Annotated in this window: 25 protein-coding genes and 1 tRNA gene; 3 read left to right on the forward strand and 23 right to left on the reverse strand. The window is 59.5% G+C overall.

Annotated features, from left to right (window positions below):
- Positions 1–10: 10 nt before the first annotated feature.
- The 15 genes from H8S23_RS00820 to H8S23_RS00890 form a co-directional block, all read right to left on the reverse strand.
- Positions 11–877: a phosphatidate cytidylyltransferase gene (locus H8S23_RS00820; protein ID WP_186886421.1), complete on the reverse strand. Its 867-nt coding sequence runs from the start codon at positions 875–877 to the stop codon at positions 11–13.
- Between the two features lie 60 nt (positions 878–937).
- The gene (gene uppS, locus H8S23_RS00825) at positions 938–1,651 is read right to left on the reverse strand and encodes a polyprenyl diphosphate synthase (RefSeq protein ID WP_186886422.1); all 714 of its coding nucleotides are present in this window, start codon (positions 1,649–1,651) and stop codon (positions 938–940) included.
- A gap of 113 nt (positions 1,652–1,764) precedes the next feature.
- A complete protein-coding gene (frr, locus tag H8S23_RS00830) occupies positions 1,765–2,319 on the reverse strand; it encodes a ribosome recycling factor (RefSeq protein ID WP_186886423.1) in 555 nt (184 codons plus the stop codon).
- A 1-nt stretch (position 2,320) separates the two neighbouring features.
- On the reverse strand, positions 2,321–3,034 hold the full coding sequence (pyrH, locus tag H8S23_RS00835) for a UMP kinase (protein WP_186886424.1): 714 nt from the start codon (positions 3,032–3,034) through the stop codon (positions 2,321–2,323).
- 199 nt (positions 3,035–3,233) lie between these two features.
- On the reverse strand, positions 3,234–4,250 hold the full coding sequence (locus H8S23_RS00840) for a hypothetical protein (RefSeq protein WP_186886425.1): 1,017 nt from the start codon (positions 4,248–4,250) through the stop codon (positions 3,234–3,236).
- Positions 4,240–4,593: a PadR family transcriptional regulator gene (locus H8S23_RS00845; protein ID WP_186886426.1), complete on the reverse strand. Its 354-nt coding sequence runs from the start codon at positions 4,591–4,593 to the stop codon at positions 4,240–4,242. Before H8S23_RS00845 ends, H8S23_RS00840 begins: the two co-directional genes overlap by 11 nt.
- A gap of 1,815 nt (positions 4,594–6,408) precedes the next feature.
- The gene (tsf, locus tag H8S23_RS00850; protein ID WP_186886427.1) at positions 6,409–7,323 is read right to left on the reverse strand and encodes a translation elongation factor Ts; all 915 of its coding nucleotides are present in this window, start codon (positions 7,321–7,323) and stop codon (positions 6,409–6,411) included.
- A 50-nt stretch (positions 7,324–7,373) separates the two neighbouring features.
- Positions 7,374–8,114, reverse strand: a complete 741-nt coding sequence (gene rpsB, locus H8S23_RS00855; RefSeq protein ID WP_186886428.1) for a 30S ribosomal protein S2 — start codon at positions 8,112–8,114, stop codon at positions 7,374–7,376.
- Positions 8,115–8,265: 151 nt separating this feature from the next.
- Positions 8,266–8,541 (reverse strand): YlmC/YmxH family sporulation protein, encoded by a 276-nt coding sequence (locus H8S23_RS00860; RefSeq protein ID WP_186886429.1) that lies wholly within the window; start codon positions 8,539–8,541, stop codon positions 8,266–8,268.
- Between the two features lie 100 nt (positions 8,542–8,641).
- Entirely contained in the window at positions 8,642–9,379 is a 738-nt protein-coding gene (locus tag H8S23_RS00865) for an amino acid ABC transporter ATP-binding protein (RefSeq protein WP_186886430.1), read from the reverse strand.
- Positions 9,379–10,164, reverse strand: a complete 786-nt coding sequence (locus tag H8S23_RS00870) for an amino acid ABC transporter permease (RefSeq protein ID WP_186886431.1) — start codon at positions 10,162–10,164, stop codon at positions 9,379–9,381. Before H8S23_RS00870 ends, H8S23_RS00865 begins: the two co-directional genes overlap by 1 nt.
- 95 nt (positions 10,165–10,259) lie before the next feature.
- Complete coding sequence (locus H8S23_RS00875; protein ID WP_186886432.1) at positions 10,260–11,081, reverse strand: transporter substrate-binding domain-containing protein; 822 nt, start codon at positions 11,079–11,081, stop codon at positions 10,260–10,262.
- Positions 11,082–11,317: 236 nt separating this feature from the next.
- A complete protein-coding gene (locus tag H8S23_RS00880; protein WP_186886433.1) occupies positions 11,318–11,560 on the reverse strand; it encodes a hypothetical protein in 243 nt (80 codons plus the stop codon).
- Positions 11,561–11,644: 84 nt separating this feature from the next.
- Positions 11,645–12,232 carry a P63C domain-containing protein gene (locus H8S23_RS00885; RefSeq protein ID WP_186886434.1) on the reverse strand — a complete coding sequence of 196 codons (588 nt, stop codon included), beginning with the start codon at positions 12,230–12,232 and terminating at the stop codon, positions 11,645–11,647.
- A gap of 316 nt (positions 12,233–12,548) precedes the next feature.
- A tRNA-Leu gene (locus H8S23_RS00890) sits at positions 12,549–12,635 on the reverse strand.
- 171 nt (positions 12,636–12,806) lie between these two features.
- On the opposite strand from H8S23_RS00890, the gene H8S23_RS00895 reads away from it, so the two are divergent.
- The 3 genes from H8S23_RS00895 to H8S23_RS00905 all read left to right on the forward strand — a co-directional run bounded on the left by H8S23_RS00895 (position 12,807) and on the right by H8S23_RS00905 (position 15,319).
- Positions 12,807–13,295, forward strand: a complete 489-nt coding sequence (locus tag H8S23_RS00895) for a hypothetical protein (protein ID WP_186886435.1) — start codon at positions 12,807–12,809, stop codon at positions 13,293–13,295.
- A 107-nt stretch (positions 13,296–13,402) separates the two neighbouring features.
- On the forward strand, positions 13,403–14,353 hold the full coding sequence (locus tag H8S23_RS00900; RefSeq protein ID WP_186886436.1) for an RluA family pseudouridine synthase: 951 nt from the start codon (positions 13,403–13,405) through the stop codon (positions 14,351–14,353).
- A gap of 396 nt (positions 14,354–14,749) precedes the next feature.
- Positions 14,750–15,319, forward strand: coding sequence for a DUF3267 domain-containing protein (locus H8S23_RS00905; protein WP_186886437.1), 570 nt, complete (start codon positions 14,750–14,752; stop codon positions 15,317–15,319).
- A 185-nt stretch (positions 15,320–15,504) separates the two neighbouring features.
- Here the strand turns inward: H8S23_RS00905 and H8S23_RS00910 are convergent, their stop codons facing one another.
- From H8S23_RS00910 to alaS, 8 genes are all read right to left on the reverse strand, one after another.
- Positions 15,505–16,014 (reverse strand): hypothetical protein, encoded by a 510-nt coding sequence (locus tag H8S23_RS00910; protein WP_186886438.1) that lies wholly within the window; start codon positions 16,012–16,014, stop codon positions 15,505–15,507.
- Between the two features lie 116 nt (positions 16,015–16,130).
- Positions 16,131–17,000, reverse strand: coding sequence for a putative RNA methyltransferase (locus tag H8S23_RS00915; RefSeq protein ID WP_341479872.1), 870 nt, complete (start codon positions 16,998–17,000; stop codon positions 16,131–16,133).
- 21 nt (positions 17,001–17,021) lie between these two features.
- Positions 17,022–18,263: an HAD-IA family hydrolase gene (locus H8S23_RS14165; RefSeq protein ID WP_186886439.1), complete on the reverse strand. Its 1,242-nt coding sequence runs from the start codon at positions 18,261–18,263 to the stop codon at positions 17,022–17,024.
- Positions 18,250–19,326 carry a DNA polymerase III subunit delta gene (gene holA, locus H8S23_RS00925; RefSeq protein WP_186886440.1) on the reverse strand — a complete coding sequence of 359 codons (1,077 nt, stop codon included), beginning with the start codon at positions 19,324–19,326 and terminating at the stop codon, positions 18,250–18,252. The genes H8S23_RS14165 and holA overlap by 14 nt, the downstream gene beginning before the upstream one ends.
- The gene (locus H8S23_RS00930) at positions 19,327–21,417 is read right to left on the reverse strand and encodes a ComEC/Rec2 family competence protein (RefSeq protein WP_186886441.1); all 2,091 of its coding nucleotides are present in this window, start codon (positions 21,415–21,417) and stop codon (positions 19,327–19,329) included.
- Entirely contained in the window at positions 21,418–21,960 is a 543-nt protein-coding gene (locus tag H8S23_RS00935; protein WP_186887205.1) for a phosphoribosyltransferase family protein, read from the reverse strand.
- A gap of 229 nt (positions 21,961–22,189) precedes the next feature.
- On the reverse strand, positions 22,190–22,531 hold the full coding sequence (locus H8S23_RS00940) for a histidine triad nucleotide-binding protein (protein ID WP_186886442.1): 342 nt from the start codon (positions 22,529–22,531) through the stop codon (positions 22,190–22,192).
- A 47-nt stretch (positions 22,532–22,578) separates the two neighbouring features.
- Entirely contained in the window at positions 22,579–25,242 is a 2,664-nt protein-coding gene (gene alaS, locus H8S23_RS00945) for an alanine--tRNA ligase (RefSeq protein ID WP_186886443.1), read from the reverse strand.
- Positions 25,243–25,507: the final 265 nt, after the last annotated feature.

Genomic DNA, 25,507 nt, shown 5'->3' on the forward strand with positions numbered 1-25,507 from the left:
CCCTCCCGCTTCAGCGGGTGATAAAGGGCAGTACACGGGAGACCAGCGAGACAAAGGGCATGACTAACAGTACGCTGTCAAACCTGTCCAATATGCCCCCGTGGCCCGGAAAGATCGAACCGTAATCCTTGATGCCGCACTGGCGCTTGATGGCCGAGGTGAACAGATCGCCCATGATGCCCAGCACACTTGCCACCGCGCCGACGCCGCAGACCATCAGATAGCAGCGCGCGTCGATCGCCGCCCCCGCGGACGGCCCCTCCACCAGCGGCAGCAGCAGCGAATACAGCCAGGTGAACAGGCAGCCCAGCGCCATGCTGCCAACAATGCCGCCCACGGCGCCCTCAATGGTCTTGTTGGGGCTGACCTTGGGGGCCAGCTTGTGTTTGCCCAGGGCACGGCCGGTAAAATACGCCGCGCTGTCTCCGCCCCAGGCAAAGCCGAAGCCGAGCAGGATCAGATAGAGCGCGTCATAGTGATACTCGCCGAACGGAAACAGGATCTTGAACGAAATGATGGAGTAAAAGCCGAACATCACGATGCCGCAGAACAGGATCACCTCGCTGACCTGCGCAAAGGTGAGTTCTTTGAACTCAAAGATCACACAGACCGCGATATAGACGATGAAAAGGAACAAGATCAGCGGCACGAAGCGGCGGAACGTGTGCCGGTCGCTGAGCAGCAGGATCAGCTCCATCGGCACGATGGCAAGATAGAGCCAAAAAGCGTTTTTCACCTTGAAAGCGCTGATGATCTCGTAAAAAGCGATCACGCAGATGGCAGCGATGAGGATATTAAAAAAGAAGGTCTGGTAAAAATAAAGGGCGAGAAACAGGATTGGGATGCCCACCAGAGAGGTGATGATCCTTGTTTTCATCAGTAAGACCAACCTTTCGCTGCGAACTTGAAATTTTGTGCGCTTCGGCCCGCGGACGTCTCAGACGCCGCCGAAACGCCGGTTGCGGCGGCGGAACTCCGCGATCGCCGCATCCAGATCCCTGCGGGTGAAATCAGGCCAGAGCACCTCCATATCCACAAACTCGGCGTAAGCGCTCTGCCAGAGCAGAAAATTGGACAGCCGTTTTTCCCCGCTGGGGCGCAGGATAAGATCCGGGTCCTTTTGCCCCGCCGTGTACAGCTGGGACGCAAAGCGCGCCTCGTCGATCTCCTCCGGCAAAAGGGTCCCCTGCTGTACCTGCCGCGCCAGGGCGCGGGCGGCGTGGGTGATCTCCTCCCTGCCGCCGTAGTTGATGGCCACGTTGATGGTCATCCCGCGGTTTTCCCGGGTGCCGTCCTCGATCTCCGCCATCAGTTTTTTGATGTCGTCGCTGAGCGGCGTCTTGTCCCCCAGCACGATGATGCGGTTATCCTCTTTTTTGTAATCGAACGCGCGGGTCAGATACTCCCTGAGCAGTTTCATGATCGCGTCCACTTCGGTTTGGGGGCGCTTCCAGTTCTCGGTGGAAAAGGCGTAAAAGGTGACCGCCTCCACCCCCAGCTGCTTGCAGTATTTGACCATGTCCTGAAAGACCTGCGCGCCTTTGGTGTGCCCCGCTGTGCGCGGCAGGCCGCGCTTTTGGGCCCAGCGGCCGTTGCCGTCCATGATAAAGCCGATGTGCAGCCCCTGCGCACTGTTTTGCGTATCCGCCATTTTGTCCTCCCGGTCGTCTCTGAAAAGGCCGAGCCGCGGCTCGGCCGGATGGGGGAGGTTTTCCGCCTCCCCTCCGGCCTGCGCGGCCCGGCGTTTCTATCCGTCCACAACGGTCAGATCTCCATGATCTCCTTGATCTTCTCTTCACAGACCTTGTCGACTTTTTTGACAAATTTGTCGGTGATCTTCTGCATCTCTTCCTCGAGCTGCTTCTGGTCGTCCTCGGTCAGCTCGCCGGCCTTTTTCTTGGCCTTGAATTTGTCCATGGCGTCGCGGCGCACGTTGCGCACCGCGATCTTGGCCTCCTCGGCCATCTTCTGTGCCTCTTTGGTGAGCGCTTTGCGGCGCTCCTCCGTGGGGGCCGGGAACACCAGCCTCATCAGCCGGCCGTCGTTGGTGGGGTTGATGCCGATATCGCTGGTAAGGATCGCCTTTTCGATGGCGTGCATCATCGAGGCGTCCCAGGGCTGGATGGTGAGGATGCGAGCCTCAGCCACCGCCACCGCCGCCACCTGATTGATGGGGGTCGGGGTGCCGTAATAGTCCACCGTCACCTTGTCCAGAATACCCGGGTTCGCGCGGCCTGCGCGGATGCCCTGCAGCTCTTTGAAGAGATGGTCGACGGCGCCCTCCATTTTCGCTTCGTACTTCTGGGTCATCTCGCTCATGTCATTCATCCTCCTTGACTAATGTGCCAACGTCCTCGCCGCAGAGCGCGCGGACAATATTTTCCGGGTCGGAAATGTCGAACACCAGCAGCGGCAGGCCGTTGTCGCGGCACATGGTGGCCGCGGTGGAGTCCATCACCGCGAGCTGGTCCGCCAGCACCTGGGAAAAGCTGAGGGTGTGATAGCGCTTGGCGTCGTCAAAGCGGTGCGGGTCCTTGTCGTAGACGCCGTCCACCATCGTCGCTTTGAACACGATCTCCGCGTTGATCTCCGCGGCGCGCAACGCCGAAGCGGTGTCGGTGGAAAAGAACGGGTTGCCGGTGCCGCAGGCCAGGATCACCACCCGCCCCTTTTCCAGGTGCCGGGTCGCCCGGTTGCGGATATAGGGCTCTGCGATCTGCTGCATGCTGATGGCGGTCTGTACCCGCACCTCCAGGCCCAGATGCTCCAGCGCGTCGGCCACGGCCAGGGCGTTCATCACGGTGGCCAGCATGCCGATCTGGTCGGCGCGTGTGCGCTCCATATCGCCGCTGGAGCGGCCGCGCCAGAAGTTGCCGCCGCCCACCACGATCGCGATCTCGGCGCCCAGGGCCTGCGCCTTCTGGATACTCTTGCAGATATTCAGCACCACGTTGTAATCAATGCCCATCTTCTGATCGCCCGCCAGCGCCTCACCGGAGAGTTTCAGCAGGATCCGCTTATATTTCAGTTCCAAAAATAAACCACCGCCCAGTTTTTTTCTCTTTTCCGCCGCCGTGACAGGCCCGGCCTGTCTTTTTTACCCGGAGGCCATTGCTCACTCTATTTTACAATAGTTGGACTTTCTTGTAAAGCGCAATCGCGGGCCAAAAAGAAAACAGACACGGAAATTTCCATGTCTGTTTTGTGAACCCGGCGCCGCGACGCGGGCACGGTCACTGCCCGGCGTCCCTGTAGCGCAGTGTGCGCCACAGGCTGGTCGCCATCTCCAGCACAAAGGCAAAGAGAATGATCGCCACCAGAAAAGCGCCGAAATGCTGCAGCACCCACCCGGCTTCATTGAGATGGATGCCCGCGGCGGCCAGATCCTGCGTCATGTGAGGGTTGAAGATGCGCCCATCCAAAAACACCGCGGCGGACAGCAGCAGCGAGGCGGCGTCCGTGCCCAGCGTGACCCACATCAGGCGCAGCGTATAGCGGCCCTCCATCAGCTCGGCGATCTCCTGGACAAGCCCCAGCGTGAAGCTGAGGAAAAGCAGCGGCAGCCGCGCGTTCAGCACCGCCGCGTCAAATATCGGCACGACGCGCCAGCCGTCATGGGGCAGCCATGCCCCCAGCAGGCCGGGAAACCAGCCGAACAGGATCATCACCAACACCGTAAAAATGATGCCCGCAATGGGCCCTGCACGCGGGATGCGCGATTTGCCGGGCGGCACCGGCGGCAGCTCGCTCAGCTTCCAGTCCTGATGTATCAGCTGCCGGCGCAGCCTGCCGCCCTGCCGCTCGGCCAGGGCAAAAAACAGGGTGACAAAGCCAAACGCCACGGCCGTCCCCACGCAGAGGTTTGCCAGCCACTCCGCAAAAGCGCCGATGCCTGCCGTGCCGCCCAGCACAGCGGTAAGGATCGCAGCCAGCGTCAGGCCGGCGATCTCCGCCGCCAGCACGATCCGCAGCACCAGCCAATATTTGGGGAACAGCTGCGGCCCGATCAGATACCGGTCCTGCGCGATATACTTCTGCGCCAGATCATAAGGCGCGCCCAGCTCTGCCAGCACCACGTCCAGATCTTTGGGCGACGGCTGCCCGCCGCCCGCCCGCTCGGCCAGCATGTCCTCGATCAAGCCCCGCAGCTCTGTCTCGATATCCGACCTCCCCTTGGCGGGCAGGTGCTTGACCACGGCCCAGATGTATCGGCCCGTCATCTCCGCGATATAGCTCTGGTCATCCTTCATTTCCCGATTCCTCCCCCAACAATCTCTCCATGTTCTCCACCACCGTTTTCCAGTGCTGGTGCAAAACGCCGTATACCTCATCGCCCAAAGCTGTGCGCCGATAATATTTGCGCGGCTTTGCGCCTCCCGTCTCCCAGCTCGCCTCGCAAAGGCCCTGCTTTTCCAGCCGCCGCAGCAGCGGGTACAAGGTGCTGGCGTCTATGCCGACCCCCCGCTGTTCCAGTTCCTGCACCAGACTGTAGCCGTACTGCGGGCTGGAGAGGCGGCTGAGGACACTGAGCACCAGTGTGCCGCGGCGCAGTTCCTGATCGAGTTGGAGTACCAGCTCCTGTGCCGAATCCATCTCCCCCTCACCTCCTTATCCACATTATACTGTATGTTACACATTATTGTCAATAATTTATTATTTAAATTTTAACTTTATTCTTTTTTGATAGGAAAGTGTTGCCCGCCGGGCGCTCGACGATCGGAGAAAACGCCTGCAGCGCGGTGCAAAAACGGGGTCAGGAACAGAGGGAAAGCAGAACCGCACTACCGCGCTCAAAAAAGTCAGCAGCGCGCAAAAGCCGGATCGGGACAGGGAAACGGGAGTCGGGCCATTCGATTTTGGCGCAGCACAGGTCCAAACCCGCGGGGCGATCCATACAGGATCGCGTCCTTGGGTTTCGCCCACGCTGCATCCAAAATCGTGAGGCTGAACCGCGCAGCGCCGCAAAGTCGGCAATTGGGGATGCAGTGCAAGGCAAACCCCTGCAGGCATCCTGCATGGCTGGCAAGGCGGTTTCAAAAGCGTTTTGTCCTGTCCGGCAAAGCCCGGCTTTGCCGGGCTTGCCGGGCCGGCCGCTTTCCATCAGCGTGGGCTGCGCTGAGGGCCGGCCCCGCAATGCGCCCCCATTGCCTCCTTTGCTGCCTTTCCTTATTCGGGCCCGACTAAGGCCCAGGCGGCCGTTTCACACCGTTTTTGCTTTAATTGCCCTACCTCTGCGCACAAAACCACCGGCAGCGCAGTCGAGAGCAAAATGTCTTTGACGACCGGGAGCGGAGAAAAGCGGTTTTTCTGCGGAAGTTCTTCTTGGGACCGCCAATTTCGTTTCGTCCCCGGCTCTATCCATTTCTTGGTGAGGGAAACAAGGGTGCGGGAGGCCCGGTGCCCTGAACCGTTCGAAAAGCCCTGCCGGCACGCGGCCCTTTCACGGCTCATTCCTGCCCGCACTTTGCCGGGCGTTCGCCGCAGTTGGGCGGAAAGCTGCAGCAAACTTGGGGCGCCGTTTCGTTTTCTCTGTTTTGAAAAGCTCTGCGGGTGAGAACCGAACGTTCAAGACAATAAAGAAGAGAGGCGTTCCACTAAAAACGCCTCTCTCTTTGCCTCGTATGCTTTTGGGGACCGCGGGTCCCAAAAAAGCCTCCCTTTACCCCGCCGCCGCACTCCGCGTCGCCCAGGCGGCACCCTCCTGGGCGATCTGAAAGGATATGCACAAAATCAAACCCGTATTTTTTAAAGCGCCCCTCCTTTTCCAGCCTGAAAAACAAAAGAGAGGTCGAATCAGAAATTTTTCAGGAAGACCAGGAAAATAAGGGCGGGTGCCTCCCCAGGATAGGTCCTTGTCAGCTTTAATGCGTCCCAGAAATGAAAACAATAAGCCGAGTTCTCTCCTGAGAAAAGCCAAAGACGACCTCTGAACCTTGCGAACGCCGTCGCCCCTCCCGGACTCCGCCCTCTTGTAAAACGCCCTTAAAGCTGCATCGTGGCCGAACTCCCCGCCTGCCCTCGAAGCATCCCGCAGCGCAAAAACCCGCCTCTCTTTACAGCCAAGGCCTTTGAGCCCCTCAAAACACATCTCCTTTCTTCAAAGGGACTTTTACATCCCCCTGACGAGACTTCGCAAGCGGTCTGATTTTCCCTAAACCTGCTCCGTTTTCCCCCAAAAGGCTTTCTATTCCCCTAAGGAGGCTTCCCGTCCCCCTAAAAGCTCTCCGGTTTCTTAGGAGTTCCCCAGTCCTCCCGTCGGAGCCTCCCATTCCCCTGAGAACGCTTCGCGGCAAAAAAAGAGCTATATCAACGCGATCTATGCGTTGATATAGCTCTCCCGCTTTTTTCCGTTTTGGAAATGATGACCCGCTTTATGGAAATTTTAGAACGTATCGGTACAAAACAGGCTTATTTCACCATGCTGGCGATCTCGGCCGCAAAGTCTTCCTGTTTCTTCTCCAGCCCTTCGCCCTTCTCATAGCGGACGAACTTGACGACGTTGATCTTGCCGCCCTGCTCTTTGGCGCAGTCGGCCAGATAGGTGCTCACGGTGATCTTGTCGTCCTTTACGAACGGCTGTTCCATCAGGCAGTTCTCTTTGTAGAACTTGCCGATCTTGCCGTCGACCATCTTCGCTTTGACCTGCTCCGGCTTGCCGGCCAGTTTCGGATCGTTTTCGATCTGGGCCAGCAGGATCTTTTTCTCGTTTTCGATCACCTCGGCGGGCACGTCAGCCTCGCTGACATAGCCGGGGTTGACTGCGGCGATCTGCATCGCCACGTCCTTGCCGCAGGCCTCAAATTCCGGCTTGCCGGCAAGATCGGTGTCGAACGCCACCAGCACCGCATGGGTGCCGCCGCCGTGGATATAGGCGACGCAATCGCCCTCATAGCGGGTAAAGCGGCGGATCTTCATGTTCTCGCCGATGACCAGGATGCGGTCCTGCAGGGCGCTTTCGACAGTGCCGTCCTCCATCTTGCACTTCAGCAGTGCATCCACATCAGCCGGGTCCTCGTCGATGACGGCGCGCGCGATGCCGTAGACAAGGGATTTGAACTTATCATTCTTGGCGACAAAATCGGTCTCCGCGTTGACCTCAACGACCACGCCGACCTTTTTCTCTTTGTCGACCTCGGCATAGACCATGCCCTCGGCCGCAATGCGGCCGGCCTTTTTGGTCTGCGCCGCGAGCCCCTTCTCGCGCAGCAGCTCGACCGCTTTGTCAAAATCGCCTTCCGCGTCGGTCAGCGCCTTTTTGCAGTCCATCATGCCGCAGCCGGTCTGCTCACGAAGTGCTTTTACGTCCTGTGCAGTGAAAGCCATAACTTTTTTACCTCCTACTATTCAATCAACAAGCCCCGCCCGGCAGCCTTTCAGGCGTTGGCGGTCTGTTCGGCGGCCTCGGCAGAGGCGGCCTCAGCCGCGTCCGCAACGCCCTGACGGCCCTCGAGCACCGCGTCGGCCATGGCGCCGGAAATCAGGCGAACGGCGCGGATAGCGTCGTCGTTGCCTGGGATCACGTGATCGATCTCATCGGGATCGCAGTTGGTGTCCACGATGGCGATGATGGGGATATGCAGCTTGCGGGCCTCGGAGACGGCGATGCGCTCCTTGTGCGGGTCGACGATGAACATGGCCTTGGGCAGTTTGTTCATGTCTTTCACGCCGCCGAGGAATTTTTCCAGCTTTTCGATCTCCAGTTCATGCTTGACGACCTCTTTTTTGGGCAGCAGGTCAAAGGTGCCGTCTTCGCGCATCTTTTTGAGCTGCTCCAGGCGATCGATCCGCTTGCGGATGGTGCGGAAGTTGGTCAGGGTACCGCCCAGCCAGCGGGCGTTCACATAATACATGCCGCAGCGCTCGGCCTCCTCGCGGATGGAATCCTGCGCCTGCTTTTTGGTGCCCACGAAGAGCAGCGTGCCGCCCTCGGCCGCGAGGTCGCGCACAAAGCTGTACGCCTCATCCAGCATCTTGACGGTTTTCTGCAGGTCGATGATGTAGATGCCGTTGCGCTCGGTGAAGATATACTTCTTCATCTTGGGGTTCCACCGGCGGGTCTGATGACCAAAGTGGACGCCGGCTTCGAGAAGCTGTTTCATTGATACGACTGCCATAATTTTTTGTCCTCCTAAAAAATTGTTTTGCCTCCGCATTGCTTGCATGCCTCGCCACCCAAAACGGCGTTTTGGGCACACGCGGGCAAAGCAATGCGTGCGTATTGCCGAATTAGTGTATCACATTTTGTAATACATTACAAGTTTTTTCTCAAAATTTCAGGAACTTTTTCAGCTTGCGCTCACGCGGCGGCAGTTCGGTGTTCACCAGCACCACGTCGCTGCCGATGGTGACGATCTCCTCCCAGGGGATCGAGAGATCCTCTTCCCTGCCCAGCAGCCCAAACCATTTCAGCCTCCCGTAGATCACCAGCGAGTGTACCCGCGCCGTCGTCTCGTCCACGCGCAGATCGTCCACCCGGCCCAGGTTCGCCCCGTTTTTGACGCTCACCACATCCCGTTCGCACAGCTCATACAATGTGAACACAAAGCATCACGCCCCTCTGTCAGATCGGTACTTCATATTTACGGCGCACAGGGCAAAACAAGAACCCGGGCACGCGGCCCGGGTCTTGAAAAAGATCTTTTCACGCGCCCCGAAAACGGGACAAAAACTGGCGGGTGCGCTCTTGCTGCGGGTGATCGAAGATCTGCTCCGGCGGCCCCTGCTCCACAATGACCCCGTCCGCCATAAAGACGATGCGGTCGGCCACCTCGCGCGCAAAGGCCATTTCGTGGGTGACAATGAGCATCGTCAGGCCGGTGTCCGCCAGGTCTCGGATGACTTTCAGCACCTCGCCTACCATCTCCGGGTCCAGCGCGCTGGTGGGCTCGTCAAACAGCATGGCTTCCGGCTCCATCGAAAGGGCGCGGGCAATGGCCACCCGCTGTTTTTGCCCGCCGGACAACTGCCGCGGTTTGGCGTTGGCGTACTGCTCCATCCCCACCTTGGCCAGATACTCCCTGGCGGTCTGCTCCGCCTGGGATTTCCCTTTCCGCAGCACCCTGAGCTGGGGCATCACACAGTTCTGCAGCACCGTCAGGTTATCGAACAGATTGAAGCTTTGAAACACCATGCCGAGCTTTGCACAATAGGCGCGGCGCTCTTTGCCCAGTTCCAGGACGTTTTGGCCGCGAAAGCAGATCTCGCCCCCGGAGGGCGTCTCCAGAAGATTGATGCAGCGCAGCATGGTGGACTTGCCGCTGCCCGAAGCGCCGATCAGACAGACGACCTCTCCCCTGCGCACGGAAAAGTCGACGCCTTTCAGGATCTCGTTGGCGCCGAACGATTTGCGCAGGCCCTGGATGCGGATGACTTCCTCCATCAGTCGGTGACCTCCTTTTTATGCGGCAGCTTGATCGCCGCATCCGCCGCCGAACCGGAACCGCAGATGGTATAGCTGTCCGGGCCGTCCATCTTTTTTTCGATCAGCCGCAGCAGACGGGTGGTGGTGAACGTGAGCACGAAATAGACGACCGCGCAGATCAGGAACGGCTCGTAGGTGCGGGCCAGAGCGCCCTTTACCGTCTTGGTCGCAAAGAACAGCTCGGTGACGCTGATGACGTTGAGCACCGATGTGTCCTTGATATTGACGACGAACTCGTTGCCGATGGAGGGCAGGATGTTGCGCACCGCCTGGGGCAGGATAACGTTGGTCATCGTGTCCCAATGAGAAAGGCCCAGCGCGTGGGCGGCCTCGTACTGCCCGGGGTCCAGCGACTGGATACCGCCGCGCACGATCTCCGACATATAGGCGCCGGTGTTGATCGAAACGATCAGCAGGCCGGCGGACAGCGGCGAGAGATCGATGCGGAACGCCTCCATCAGACCGTAAAAGATGACCACGGCCTGCACCATCATCGGCGTGCCCCGGAAGATCTCCACATAGGCGTTGAGCAGAAAGTTGACCACTTTCAGCAGGCCCCGCTTCAGCTTTCCGTCTTTGGGGCCGACCGGGACGGTGCGGATACAGCCGATCACCAGCCCGATGGCAAAGCCTGCGACGGTCGCCACGATGGCGATCAGCATGGTAGTGCCCGCCCCTTTCAGGATATCCGGGCCATACTTTTGCAGGATGTAAACGATCCAGTCGAAAAAGCCGCGTTCCATGGGCTTCAGCTCCTTTTTTCAGATAACAAAAAGCCTATCCGGGCCAGGGACACCCGGATAGCGCCTTTTAAAAGCTCAGTGCCGCCGCTGCGGGCCTACTCTGCAGCGGGCTGGTTGGCGATGGCGTTTTCCATCATGGACTGGCGCTCTTCCTCGCTGATGCCGCTGAGCGCCTTGTTGATCTCCGCGGTGAGCTCGCTGCCCTTTTTGATCCCCACGGCGATGGAACCCTCTTCGACGCTGTAGTCAAAGCCCTTGCCCTCGTCAAAGACCACATAGGTCAGATCGGGGTTGGACAGCTGCGCGGACATGGCGCCCGGCCGCTCGGAGACATAGCCGTCGATCTTGCCCGACTGGAGGGCCACGATCATGGTGGGGAAGTCCTCCATGGCGGTCTGTTTGTCCACACCCGCGATCTGGTCGACCACAGTGTAGTGGAACGTGTTCAGCTGGGCGGTGATCTTTGCGCCCTCAAATTCCTCCAGGGATGTGGCCTGCGCATAAGGGCCGTCCTTGCGCACCACCATCACCAGATCGGAGACATAATAGACGTCTGAAAAATCAATGGACGCCCGGCGCTCATCCGTGGGGGACATGCCCGCGATGATCAGGTCGATCTTGCCGGAGGTCAAAGCCGGGATGAGGCCGTCCCACTCCATTTTTTCGATCAGGAGTTTTTTGCCCAGGGCGTCGGCGATCTTCTGTGCCACCTGCACGTCATAGCCGCCCGCCCAGCCGCCGCCGTCGATCTCGGCCGCGTTGTTGGAATCGTCGGTCTGGGTATAGTTGAACGGCGCATAGGCGCACTCCATGCCCACCTTGAGCACGTCGCTGCCGGCCCCGTCATCCTTGCCGCCGCATGCGGTCATGGAGACCGCCAGCGCAGCAGCAGCCAGCAAAGCCAGGATTTTTTTCATGCGAACCACTCCCTCTTTTTTCTTTGATCTTCCGATCGGCGCGTTTGCGCACTCTGCCCCGCCTCCAAGCGCTTTAGCAAGCAGAAGTATCATTTTTATTTTAAGGCATGCACCAGGATTATGCAACATTTTTAAATTCAGGCAGTATTTTTTGTCTGATTTTTCCTCGAAAAGCGCTTGACAACGCTTTCTTTTAGATGTTTTGTCAGTTCCATATCAAACTTTTTAGATATTTTTTATTGCTCCGCAATAAAAAACGACTTATCCTGATGGCCACTCCCTCGCCGCTTGCGCGGCAACCGGGCGGACGGCCGAAAAAATAGCCTCCGAAAGCGGCTCGCAAAATCAAAACCGCGCAAAGGGGGTTCGATTTCGAAGCGAAGAACAGCAGAATAACTGCGCGATGAGCTTTGCAATAAAATAAAAAAACTCGTCACAAGCGTCATTATCGTTTGTGACGAGTTGGTACGAACGTTCATAACTACAAACTCGTAAAGCGGGATGAAATAAGGAAAATCGGTAGAAAGCAGACGAATATTAGTATAAATATATCCTCTAAAAACTTATTCGCGCTCTACAGTTTCTTCTATTGATATTTGATAAGGCTCTCCCATAGATTTTTTGTATAGTCTCGCAAATTCATTCCAGTCATCATTAGCTTTCATTAATGCCATTTCTTGCTGAAGAAGATTATCTAGATGCTTTGCTCCCGTATCTGCCAGATATTGATGATGTCTGGATCTTCTGTGACCGGAGGTGTTTTTCGGGTTCTTTGTCCTTAATTCTTCTAACACCCCCTCAGGTAGATAATTATAAACAAATTCGTTTGTAAGTTTTCCAACTAAAGGAGACTTTGCTCGACCTTTGTACTCCCACTTCTTCAAACGAAACATTTGCTTGTAAAATTCATCGGGGAAACGTTTGGTCCATGGCATTAGTTCTGCACTAATATATTTTTCTAGTATTTTTTGAAGTTCACTTCGATTTCTATTGTCTTGATAGCCGGTAACCTCATCAATAATTGCAACTAACCCAACTTTTGCAAATGCCACCATTATCGCATATACACGTTCTGTTATTTCTCGTTGCTTATTAGTCAACCTATTGGTTTCACCCATTATGGCAGCTGAGTACGCTTTGCATACATCCATGAATGTAGTTGCCTAAATCGGGGAAAATTTAGTGCCCTTATCAGAGATGTATTCCGGCAACTCATTTCTAGAAGCAAGAGAGAGCCACGCTTTCAATTCTTCACTGAGATATGGAGCAATCCATCTTGCACTTAGGCTTCTAACCATTGCGGTACTTCCGCCGCCAACCAATCCGATTGCCCGAGAAGACCCGCGTAAAGATAATACCCGTTCTCCGTTATCCATAACATAACTAAGTAATAAAAGACTACAAAAAAATATCGACTAATATACACTAGCCGATTTTTCTCGTTATGACCAATCAGGCCATTCATAATGGTGCCGCTGACCGGGTTTGAACCGGTACGGTGTTTCCACCGAGGGATTTTAAGTCCCTTGTGTCTGCCAATTCCACCACAGCGGCCTATATCATGAACAATGGACGTTTATTATATTACAATATTGCCGCTAAAAAGTCAATTTGCCCCGCAGCGCCCCCACGGAGAGCCGCGCCGCCGCTGCACGGTTTTGAGGCCCGCCGCATATGGTGGGCTGACAAGTGCTCTTGTCAAATTCATTTTTTCGGGAGGAACATATGTGCCATTCAAAATGTAATCCCCGTGTCTGCGGCTGTATCATCGCCGTCGTGGCGGTGTTGGCGGCGATCGCAGGCGGGCTGCTGTACGCATTTCTGCCCCTGCCCTATCTGCGCTTTGCGGTGGTCGCCATGCTGGTGCTGGCCTCTGCCGCCCTGCTCTGCACCGGTGCGATGCTGACCCGGGTATGCACCTGTGGATGTTCAACGCCCTGTCTGTGTCCCTGCGGCAAAGCGATCCCCATCACAGCGGCAGGCACCATCGCCGTCACCCTGTTCATGCTCGCACGGGAGATCGAGCAGTCCGGCCCCGTGGCGACCGCGGCCGCAGCCGCGGTAAACGTCCTCAACGCCGTGCTTGCTGCGCTGGCCACCGGCTTTTTTGCCGCGCTGCTGCTGGCGCTGGTGTGGTACATGGTCTGCGTTTTCAAGTTGATCTCGTGCCGCCCCCGTCCGCAGCCCTGCTATAACGACGGTTCCAACAGCTGAACAAGTGCCCGGCATGGGGCGGACCCCGGTCCGCCCCTTTGCTTTGCCCGCCGCCCTGTGTTATACTAAAACGGCTACGAGCTGCCGGGTAAAAGGAGGGACAGTCCATGCAGGAACACCGGGTGAACGCCGCCAAGCCGCTGCGGCTGGCAGACTATCTGCCCAGCGTTTTTCCACTTTTGACTTCCGGCAAGGTATATCGCTTTGCAAAGGAGAAAAAGATCCGCTGCAACGGCGTGCATTGCGATGGTTCGCACCGGGTGCGCCAAGGCGATCTGTTGGCGCTCTACCTGCCGGAGGAGTTTTTCCCCAAGGCGGGAGAGCCCGCTTACCTGCGCGCCCGGGACGTGCTGCAGGTGGTGTACGAGGACGCGCAGCTGCTGGTCGTGGACAAGCCCTCAGGGCTGCTGGTGATGGACGAGACGGGCGGCGAGGCCGACACCCTGCTCAACCGAGCCCTGCGCCATCTGGCTGCAAGCGGCGCCTGGAAGCCGCAGGACGCCTTTCTTCCCTGCCTTTGTCACCGGCTGGACGCAGGCACCAGCGGGCTTGTAATGATCGCCAAAACTGCCCTTTGCCGGGATGCAATGTTGGAGGCGATGCGCCGGCATCAGCTCAAAAAGACCTATCTGGGCGTCACTTTTGGCCGCCCAATGCCTCCCAGCGGGACGCTGCGCGGCTATCTGTGCAAAGATCCGTCGCGCGGCTTGGTGCGGGTCTCGAATGTCCCCAGTCCCCGCGCCCGTGAGATCGTCACCGGTTATCGAACGCTTGCGGTGAGCGGCCGGCTGGCCCTGTTGGAGATCGACCTCGTCACCGGGCGCACCCACCAGATCCGTGCTCATCTGGCCAGCATCGGTTGCCCGCTGCTGGGCGACTCCAAATACGGCAGCCAGGCCGCCAACCGGGAACTTCACGCCAAATATCAGCTGCTGACCGCCTGGCGGCTGCAGCTGCCCCAATTTGAGCCCGGCCCCCTGCAGCAACTTTCCGGCAAAACGTTTACTGCACAAAAGCCCTGGTATTACGCGCAGATCCTGGATCATACCCTCCAATAAAAAATAGCCGGAGGCTATTTTTTAATAGCCATGTGGCCTGTCCTCAGGCCACGGCGAATTAAAATAAATCGTTTTTTTATTGCGCAGCAATAAAAAAATAGCCGCATGGCTATTTTTTAGCAGCCATGCGGCCTGTCCTCAGGCCGCGGCGAATTAAAATAAGTCGTTTTTTATTGCGCAGCAATAAAAAATAGCCGGAGGCTGTGTTCTGCGGCCCTGCGCTTCAGCTGCCGTGCAGCGGCGGGAAACAGGGACAGAAAATAAGGTATCTGCTATAAAAAAATAGTAAAAACCGCTGCGCGCGGCAAACGCTGTTTTGGGCCCCTGTCACAGCTTTCGCACCGAAAGTCGAAAACAGGACCCTTACCCCCAAAATACACGGGAGGAGAAATTTTGATGAATGTTCTGTCTCTGCCCGCGGGCTACCGCAGGATCGGCGGCGTCGACTTAGTGCGGGACCGCCGGGCCATGCTGGCCGTCAACCTGGCCGCGCTGCTGCTCATGGCGCTGCTGTTTGTGCTGGGGATCTTTTGGGTCCCTCTGTCCCTCCGCTTCCGGTCCGGGATGGGCGCCCTTGTGGAGGGCATCCTGCTTTTGGGCGCTGCCGCGCTTTATATGGTCCTGCATGAGCTAGTGCACGGGGTGCTGATGCGCCGCTACAGCGGCGCCCGTCCCCGGTACGGCTTCAACGGTCTTTACGCCTATGCGGGCAGCGACGCCTATTTCGATAAACACAGCTACCGCATCATCGCCCTGGCGCCGGTGGTGCTTTGGGGGCTCGTGCTGCTTTTGCTCAACCTTTTGCTTCCGCGCAGCTGGTTTTGGCTGGTCTATCTCATCCAGATCCTCAACCTGTCCGGCGCCGCGGGGGACCTGTACGTCTGTTTCCTGCTGCACCGGCTGCCCGCCGATCTTCTGGTACAGGACACCGGCGTGGCCATGAGTTTTTTTGCCGCGGAATCCTGAAAGCGCATGATGTGGGGAATATCCGCGGGTGTATCTTCAAAAGGAACTTTTCTCCGCCAATTCAAAAAAACGCCGTCCCATCTGAGGTCCAGATCAGATAAGACGGCGTTTTTTTGTGAGAGATGAGCGCTTTCAGGAAACAATGACCGGGGCGTGCAACAAGCGTTCCCCAGCCGATCTATTTTTTATTCCGACAAATAATTATTATCCTGCATTTCAATTTTGGTGTTCCCGCCCAATGCTGATGACAATACTCCTCCGACAATACCCACAGCAGCTACTCCAAAAAATGCCATAATTGCAAGAAATTTTTTGTTTTCAGAATCTTTATCGCCTTTCATTTTATTTATTTCCATCATTTTATCAATGATGTGCTTTCTTTCTTCAAATGTCTGGTCAGTCCTCTCCAGTTCTTTTTGCAAAGAACTGATTATTGAATCGCAGGAATCATAAAATGACTTAACACTCTCAGCATTTGCTTCTTGTGCCTTATCCAGAGACTCCTTATAGTCATGAAGAATTTCTTTCATCGTTTCAGAAAAATTTGGGAACTGCTCTATTGCTTTTTTGGCTACATCAGGATCCATTTTATCCAGCATAGATGCCATGGAAATAACTTTATCCTTAGTAAGGTGGCGGAAATCCTCTATTCCCAATTTCTTCAAAACTTTTTGTTCTGCTAACAGCTTGCTCATTTCTCTACCCCTTATAAATATAAGTTAAAGCTTATCTTAAACTGGCTCTCCGCTTTTGCCGGGTCAGCGGGATGGACACTTTCTCCGCTGCAGGGGTGCTTGCCCAAAAGTGATCTTCACTTTTTCTGATAAAGGAGAAAATCAAATTCGATCTCTGTCTGCAGCGCGTCCAGCTGCTCCAGCTTTTCTGCGCCCGCCCGCGGCGTTTTCCAGTAATAGGGGGTCATGGCAAAAAGGGCGCGGATCTCCTCTCTGCCTGACAGAGTTATCCGCCCTGCCACCGGGACACGGCGGCAAAAGCGGAAACCGGGGTATTCTGTCTGCCGCACCGGATTTTCGTAGGGCTGTTCATAGAGAACGCTTTTGAGCCCGAAAAGATGGCGTGGGCCGGGCACGGCGTAGAGCAGAAAACCGCCCGGCCGCAATACCCGCAGAAACTCCGCCTGTGCCATGGGGGCAAAAATGTTGACTAGACAGTCCATTGCACCGTCTGCTGCCGGTATATCAAAGACCCCGGCCACCGCAAACTCCACGTCCCGGTACCGCTGCGCCGCCAGGCGCACCGCTTCTTTTGAGATATCAAACGCGGCAATGCGCGCCCCAGGCCTCAGCGCCTTTGCCAGACGGCCGGTGTAATAGCCCTCCCCGCAGCCTGCATCCAGCACGGCCGGCGTTTTTATATCTTTTAAACAGGCCGGTACGATGCGGCAAAGCGCCTCGCTGAAAGGCGCATACCAGCCCGCTTCCAGAAAAGCCCGCCGGGCCGCCACCATTTCTTTGCCGTCGCCCGGCGCCGCAGAATGCTTTTTGTTGGCGGGCAGCAGGTTGACATACCCCTGCGCCGCCAGATCAAAGCTGTGCCCTGCGGCACAGCGCAGCGCCCGGCCGGCACGCAGCAGCGGACCTCCGCAGACCGGGCAGCAGAACAGGCTTTTGTCCCGCACCTCTTCTCCGCTCATGGTCTCACGCCCTCTCCTCTGTGACACTTTTATCCTCTCTGCACCGGTTCAGGGCAAAAGTTCCAGCAGACCGGTGAGCTCGCTGCAGCAGGCGTCTGCCCGCGCGTCTGGCGGGCTGTGGACCAGGATCGCACCCAGGCCGGCGCCTTTCGCCCCCTCGATGTCGTCGCCGAGGCTGTCCCCGATCATGATGGCCCGCTGCGGCTGTCCGGCCAGCTTTTGCGCCGTTTCAAAGATCTCGCGCCCCGGCTTGTCCCAGCCCACCTCGCCCGAGACGACATGGCCGCTGAAGTACGGGGCCAGGCCCAACTCCTGCGCCACCTCCCACAGCTCGGGGAAATTGTTGGACAGCAAAAAGCAGCGGTAGCCGCGCCGCTGCAGTTCCGCCAGCACCGGAATGGCGTCCGGGTAGAGGCGGTGGCGGCTGGGGTCCCGCAGTGCCGGGCGCAGCGTCGCCACGGCGCGCTCTGCAGTGCGGCTGTCAAAACCGCATTCCTGCAGCAGTGTGCGGAAACCGTCTTCCACATAGGCCCACCAGGCGTCCCCCGTGGGGGTGGCGCGGCCCGCCATGGTCCACCAGGGCAGACAGGCGTGTCCCAGGCGGCGGTGCAGCGCATCTTCCGCACAGACGTTGTGCGGAAGCACCTCCCACAAGGCGTTGAACCAATCCGATTCCGGCCGGGTGAGCGTGCCGTGAAAATCCCAGAACAGCACCGGCTTTTTTTCACAGATCGCCGCCAGTTCTTCATAAGTATATCCGGCGTCCAGCGTTTCCAGCAGCGCTTTCTTGGACAGCCGCAGCGGCAGGCCGATGGCTGCCAGCAGCTCGCGGCGGCGGACAGCGCTTCCCGCCGTGCCCGAGATCCCCAGCTGGTAGAGGTCGGTATAGGTGAGGCGCCGCCCGGCGCGCGGGGCCTCCTCCGTGGCGCCCGCCCGGCGCAGGGCCGTCAGCAGCACCTCTGCGGGCAGCCCCTCCACCCCCAGCGTCCCCTCGCTTGAGGGACTTTTTTTGCGCTTTTCCTTGCCTGCGACAGCCGGGATATATGCATTTTTGATCTTTGCCCCGCGGGCAAAATTCTGGATATAAGTGCGCAGCTGAAAACCGGCTGCGTCGGAATCCGTCAGAATGATGATGCCGCGTTTTCTCCCCAGATCGCGGATGAGCGCCCGCTTTTCCGGGTCGCGGTAGATAGAAAAACCGCCGGTGGTGAGGATGAGGCCGTCCACCAGGCCCGACAGCTTCGCAGCGTCGTATTTACCCTCCACGATCAGCAGTTCACGAATGCGCATATTTCAGTTCCCCTCTGCCCACCAGCAAAATTTCACCCAGCGCCATCTGCAGCAGGGTGCCTTTATCCACGGCACTGCCCTTGAGGCGGCGGTCCAGCCTGTCCAGCACCTCCAAAAAGGCGATGAGCTGCTGCATTGAAAAGGGGCGCGCAGTCTCAAGGCTTTTTTTGTAGCGGTAGTCGCTGCCCTTGTTGCCCATGGCCTTAAACGCCTGCTGATAGCCCATCCCCTGTGCAGACGCCGCTTTGACCCGCGCCATATCCACAAAACTGCCGTTGATCGCCGCTGCAATGGCGATCGGGTCGTTTTGCAGATAGAGCAGTTCACCCAATTTGGCAAATGCGTCGCGGCTGCGTCCCGCCATCAGGGCGCGCACCATCTCAAATACATCCGCTTCGATATTGCGGGCCGACAGCGCCCGCACGGTCTCCAAAGTGATCTCGCCGTAACCGCTGGCCGCAGCCAGCTTTTCCACCTCGCCGCTGAGCAGAAAGAGGTCGATGCCGCAGCGGGCCACCAGCTCTTCGGCCGCCCCGGGCGCAAAAGAAGCGCCCAGCTGCTGCGCGCGGCGGGAGACGAACCGGGCCGCAGAGGCCTCTCCCGGCTTGTCCAGGCCAGCCGCCACGCCTGTCTTTTCCGCCGCCGCCAGCAGCGGCTTTGCCGCCGCCGGCACCGTGAGCTTTGCCGGTCCGCGCCAGCTCTTTTCCGGCTCCTTGACCAGCATGGTCAGCAGCAGCACCGCGTTCTCGCACTCCTCCATCAGCTCGCACAGCAGCTTCACATCGTCCGCTTTCATGGCCGTGGGCTCGATCCGTTTCAGATAGACCAGCCTTTTGGTGCCGAACAGGGAAATGGCCCCGGCTGCGGCCACCACTGCGCCCATTTCCGGCTGCGGGCCGGGGATCACAGTGGGCTCTTCCCCCTCGGTGGCGGACAGCATCCGCAGCAGCCGCTGCGCAAATGAGTCGAGCAGATATTCGTCGGGAGAATAGATAAAATAGACCGGCGCCTTTTTTTCGGTGTCGATCACCCGGTTGAGCCCGGCCAGGTCAAGAACCGCCATCTATCCCACCCCCAAAAATTTTATCGCCCCGCCCCGCCGCAGCCAGGCTGCCGGTTCCTCCCCGCTCAGCAGGGGGATGCCGCAGTCTTCAGCCCAGTCCGGCTCCCTGCCGCCCAGCAGCACCGCCTGCGCCCGCAGGGACGCCGGCAGCTGGGTGCCGGCCAGAAAAACATCCGCCTCGGGCCAGCCCGCGAGATCGGTTTTGCCCGTGGCGCACAAAAAGCGCGTGCCGGCCGCATCGATCAGGAACAAGTCCCCCTGCCCCTGGCGGCGCACTGTCAATATTATATCATCAAACGGAGAAAAAGTAACGCCTGTCACGACCTCCTGCTTCACATCGCAGCAATCAAGAGGGGCGCAGTCCCGCAGCAGCTCGCCGGCGGAGCCGTCCCCGCTCCCGTCCACCAGCAGCGTCACCTGCCGCACGTTCTGGCGCTCGAGGTAATTTTTTACCGCCGCCGTGTTGGTCCGGCCGCCCCGCCAAAGCACTGCGGCCTGCCTGTTCCGGGTGATCACCACAGCGGGCTGCCAGGTATATCCCACCAGCGCCACCCGCACCGTGTTTGCCGAGAGCAGCCGCCCTACCAAGGCGCCGGCCAGCAGAAAAATCGCTGCAAGCGCGGCAAATCTGCGCCGCCGTCTGCCCGCGGGCAGACGCAGCAGGACCGCCCCCAGCACAAAGCCGCACAGGACCACCGCAAGCGGATAGAGCCCTTTCAGGTAAACGAAACCAAACGGCAGGGAGCTGACCCAGCCGGTGACGGCGTTGAGCAGCCGGATCAAAAGGCCGCAGAGCAGCGCCGCCGTGCGGCTGAACACCGCCAGCCACGGGACCCCCGCCGTCAGCGCAGCAAACAGCCCCAGCACCAGGACGGGGGCCAGCAGCGGCACCGTCACCAGATTGGTGAGGACCGAAAAAACAGATATGCCCCCGCCCGCGGCTGCCAGCACCGGCAAAACCGCCAGACCGGCGGCGGCGGGCACTGCCAGCAGTTCGGCGAGACGTGCGCTGAGGCCGGGCCGCCGTTCCTCTTCCCGCCGCAGCAGGCGCCTGCGCTGCAGCCAGGCGTTTGCCATCAGAATGCCCAGGGTTGCGCTGAAAGAGAGCAGCAGCCCCACATCCGCCGACGCCGCCGGGTTGACCGCTGTGAGCAGCAGCGCCGCCACCCCGAGGGAGGTGAGCGGGTCCGCCGACTCACTGAGCAGCTCCCCCACCGCAATAAAAAGCGCCATCACCCCGGCCCGGACCACTGAGGGAGAACCGCCGGTGAGTGCCATAAACGCCAGAACGGCGCAGATCATGCCCGCCCCGCGCAAAAACCTGCGCCTGCGCGCAAGCAGGCCTCCCGCCGCACCCGCAATGAGGGAGAGATGCAGGCCGCTCACCACCAGCAGATGAGAGACCCCTGCGCGGCGATAAGCGTTTTGGACCCTTTCCGGCAAAGCGGTGCGGTCGCCCAGACAGACCGCCGCGGCCACCCCGCCGATCTCCCGCGTGAAAAAGCCGCGCAGGCGGAGGCTGAGCGTCTGCTGCAGCCGCACAAACAGGTACTGCGGCGCATTGGACCGCCCCGTGCGCTCAAAGGGGGAAACCGCGGACGCCCGCAGCAAAAAGCCGCGGCCGCGGTCGTACCCGCCGGACAACGAAAAGCGCAGTTCCCCTGTTATCCTGTCCCCGGGCTGCCGCAGCGGCAAGCTTGACACCTTGACAGTAATAGACGGAAAGATCTTTTCGCCGTCCAGGCTGTATACCCGGAGATCCGTCTGCGCGCGCTCGCCCTCCCGCACCTCATAGGTGCGCAGGACCACCGCCTCCACCCGCGCCGTCCGCCCCGCCAGAGCCGCGGCCGGGCCTGCGATCCAGACACGCCAGCCCGCCTGCCAGCACAGGGCCAGCGCCGCCGACAGCAGGACCACGGCGGCCCGCTGAAACGCCAGATCCCTGCGGCGCAGCAGCAGACCCGCGCCGCAGAGAACAAAAACTGCCGCCAGGGCCAAAAAGGCCCAAAGCGGCAGTTCCGACGCAAAAAGGGTACAGGCAAGCTGGGCTGCCAGCCAGGCAAACCCAAACAGTGCCAGCGGACGCTTCACTCAGTCGTGAAAAAACAGGGGCAGCTCTTCCAAAAAGATAATATCAGTGCGCTGTGCGGCATCGCCCTCGGCGAGGACGGCGGCGCGCGCCACGATATTGCCTCTGCTGTACCCCACCAGCGTCTCCAGCGCGTGCAGCGAACCGCCGGTGCTGATGACATCGTCCACGATCAGGATGCGCTTGCCGTCCATGCTGACCAAGTCCTTTTTGTCGATGACCAGCCGCTGCTGCGCTTCGGTGGTGATAGACTTGTCCTCCACGATGATGGGCTCTTTCATGTAAAGCTTTGGGCCTTTGCGGGCCGGGATATAGTTTTTACCGCTCTGACGGGCCATCTCATAGGCGAGAGGGATGCCTTTGGCCTCTGCGGTCACGATGACATCGAACTCCGGCACTTTTTTGAGCAGCGCCTCGGCGCAGGCCACCGTGAGCTCCACGTCGCTGAACATCACAAAAGCGGCGATCGACATCTTATCGCTGGCCTTGCAGATAGGAAGTTCTCGGGTGAGACCCGCGACCTGTAGGGTATAGGTATTTTCCATCATGGCTGATACTCCTTATTTCAGCGGCGGCGCTGGCCGCCGCTCATAATACTTCTCATCTCTTTAGCAGCCCGGCACATCGGATGACCGCGGCCCGGCGGCCGTGCCGCGGCGTCTTTTGCCCCGGCACGGTTTGCGGGCATGCGCGGGCATCCGCCGGCCCTGCGCCTGCAGGGCCGGACCGACGTCTGCGGCAGACTGCGGCCAAAACCGCCCACAGGCGTCCCGATCAGCCCGGGGGCCACGCCAGGCTGCGCTTTGCCAGCACGTGGAAATGCAGATGGGGCACGCTCTGGCCGCCGTCCTCCCCCACGTTGGTCACCACGCGGTAGCCCTTTTCGCAGCCGTTTTCCGCGCAGAGCCGTGCGATCACTGCAAAGATATGTCCCAAAAGAGGCGCTTGCTCTTCCGTGAGGGCGGCGGCGGAGGTGAAATGCTTTTTGGGAATGACAAGAAAGTGGAACGGCGCCTGAGGGTCGATATCATAAAAAGCCAGGATATCGTCGTCCTCGAACAGCTTTTTGGAGGGGATCTCCCCTGCCGCGATCTTGCAGAACAGGCAATCTTCCATCTTTTTCTCTCCTTTCCGCCGCTTTATACCGGCGGCGTGACAGGCGTTTATTTCATCAGGCTGCGCACCAGCTCGGGCACCGCCGCAAGGGCTTCGTCCACCTTGGACGCGTCGCGCACGCCCGCCATGGCGAGATCGGGCTTGCCGCCGCCGTTCCCGCCGGTGACCGCCGACGCCAACTTGGCCAGCGCGCCGGCCTTTATGCCACGCGCCTGCGCCTCTTTGCCCACGGAAACCGCCATGCCGCACTTGCCCTCGCTCTCGCCGCAGAGGACCGCAACGCCCCCCGGCACCTCGTCCCGCAGCCGCTCAGCCATGCTGCGCAGCGTATCGGTGCCGGTGCCGCCGAAATAAGCGGTAAAGATCTTGAGGCCGTCCACCTCGCGCGCGCTCTGGAAAAGGCCCTCTACCTTCTGGTTCGCGGCCGCGGCCTTGGCCTTTTCCAGCTCAGAGCGCAGCTCGTGCAGTTCGGCGTTCAGCGCCGCCACCCGCACCGGCAGATCGGCGATATTGCCCACTTTCAGCTTGTCGGCGATCTCGGCCAGCTCGTCGGTACGCTCGTCCAGCAGGGCCAGCAGATTGGTGCCGGTAACGCCCTCGATGCGGCGGATCCCCGCGGCGGCGCTGCTCTCGGACAGGATCTTGAACCCGCCCAGCATGGCGGTGTTGGTCACATGGGTGCCGCCGCAAAGCTCGGTGGAGAAGTCGTCGATGGAGACCACCCGCACCTCGTCGCCGTATTTTTCACCGAACAGCGCCATCGCACCCAGGGCCTTTGCCTCCCGGATGGGCATCACACGGGTAACTACCGGCAGCGCGTCGTAGATCCGGGCGTTGACGATCTTTTCCACCTGGCGCAGCTCTTCGGCCGTGACGGCGCCGAAATGGGTAAAGTCAAAGCGCACCCGCTGCGCGTCCTCATACGAGCCCGCCTGATGCACATGCATGCCCAGCACCTCGCGCAGCGCCGCCTGCAGCAGATGGGCGGCGGTGTGGTTGCGGGCCGTGGCCATGCGCAGTCTGCGGCTGACGGTGGCGACCAGCTGCGCGCCGGTGACCAGCAGGCCGCTTTCCAGCGTGCAGGTGTGGACATAAAAGCCCTTGGGGGTCTTTTTGCAGCCGACCACTTTCAGCTTTACGCCGTCCGCCGTCAGATAGCCCATATCCCCCACCTGTCCGCCGGATTCGGCATAAAACGGGGTGCGGTCCAGCACCACCAGCACGCCCTCTTTGGGGCCGTCGTCGGTGGACACAGCCTCTGTCAGCTCTTCGCCGTCAGAGAGGGCCAGCACCCTGGCGTCCGCCTCCAGCTCGTCATAGCCGACAAAGACGGTAGGCTCTGCCTCCAGCTCGCCGAACAGATCGCCGGACCAGCCCGAAATGTCCTTTTTGCGCCGGTCCTCCCGCGCTTTTTCCCGCTGCTTCTGCAGCTCGGCGCGGAACGTGTCCTCGTCCACCTCGATGCCCGCCTCGGCCGCGATCTCCTTGGTCAGGTCCAGGGGGAAGCCGAACGTGTCCTGCAGCTTGAACGCCTCGATGCCGGACAGGATGCGCCGCCTGCCCTCGGCCGCTGCCTTGGCGACGTTGTCCATCAGGTTGTTCAGGATGGAAAGGCCCTGGTCGATGGTGCGCGAGAACCGCTCCTCCTCGGCGCTGATGACCTTTTTGATATAGTCTGCATGCTCGCGCAGCTCGGGATAGGCGCCGCCGTTTTCCTGGATGACCGTGTCGCACAGCTCTGCCAGGAAAGGCCGGTCCACCCCCAGCATACGGCCATGACGCGCCGCGCGGCGCAGCAGGCGGCGCAGCACGTAGCCCCGCCCCTCGTTAGAGGGCAGGATGCCGTCGCTGACCATAAACACGGTGGAGCGGATATGGTCGGTGACCACCCGGATCGAGACGTCGGTGCGGTGATCGCCGCCGTATTTTTTGCCGGTGATGCGCTCCACATGGTTCAGGATGGCGCGCACGGTGTCCACTTCGAACAGGTTGTCCACGCCCTGCAGCACACAGGCCAGCCGTTCCAGCCCCATGCCGGTGTCGATATTGGGATGCTCCAGCAGCGTGTAGGTGCCCTTGCCGTCCGAGTCGAACTGGCTGAACACAAGGTTCCACACCTCCATATAGCGGTCGCAGTCACAGCCCACCTTGCAGTCCGGCTTGCCGCAGCCGTGCTCGGGGCCGCGGTCAAAATAGATCTCGCTGCAGGGGCCGCAGGGGCCGGAGCCGTGCTCCCAGAAGTTATCCTCTTTCCCGAAACGGACCATGTGATCCTCCGGGATGCCGATCTTCTGGGTCCAGATATCATAGGCCTCGTCGTCGTCCAGATAAACCGAAATGTACAGTTTTTCCGCGGGGATCTCCAGCACCTGGGTCAGATATTCCCAGCCCCAGGCGATCGCCTCGTCCTTGAAATAGTCCTGAAAGCTGAAATTGCCCAGCATCTCGAAAAAGGTGCCGTGCCGGGCGGTGATGCCCACCCGCTCGATATCCGGGGTGCGGATGCACTTTTGACAGGTGCAGACCCGGTGACGGGGCGGCTCCTCCTGGGCGAGAAACCATTTTTTCATCGGCGCCATGCCGCTGTTGATCAGCAGCAGGCTGTTGTCGTCCTTGGGCACAAGGGGGAAGCTGTCCAGCCGCAGGTGCCCCTTGCTCTCGAAAAAGGAGAGAAAGGACTCGCGCAGTTCGTTGAGACCAGTCCATTTCATTTTGATCCACGTACTCCTTCCGTGTTGTCTTTCACAGCAGGGCGGGGCGTGCGCCCCTTAAAAAAGGTTAAGCCTCCGCCCCTGGTCAGGGACGAAGGCTGTGAAACTCCGTGGTACCACCCAAATTGCGGCGCAGTGCGCCGCCACTCTATGCCCGCCTTAACGGGGCGGCCGCGCCCGGGGATTCGGCCCGGGAGCTCGGGGGTGGCGCAGACCGGTGCCGCTGGGGCCCTTGCAGCCAGGGGGCCCCTCTCTGGAAACGGCG

Source organism: Anaerofilum hominis, from assembly GCF_014287275.1.
Lineage (GTDB): Bacteria > Bacillota > Clostridia > Oscillospirales > Ruminococcaceae > Pygmaiobacter > Pygmaiobacter hominis.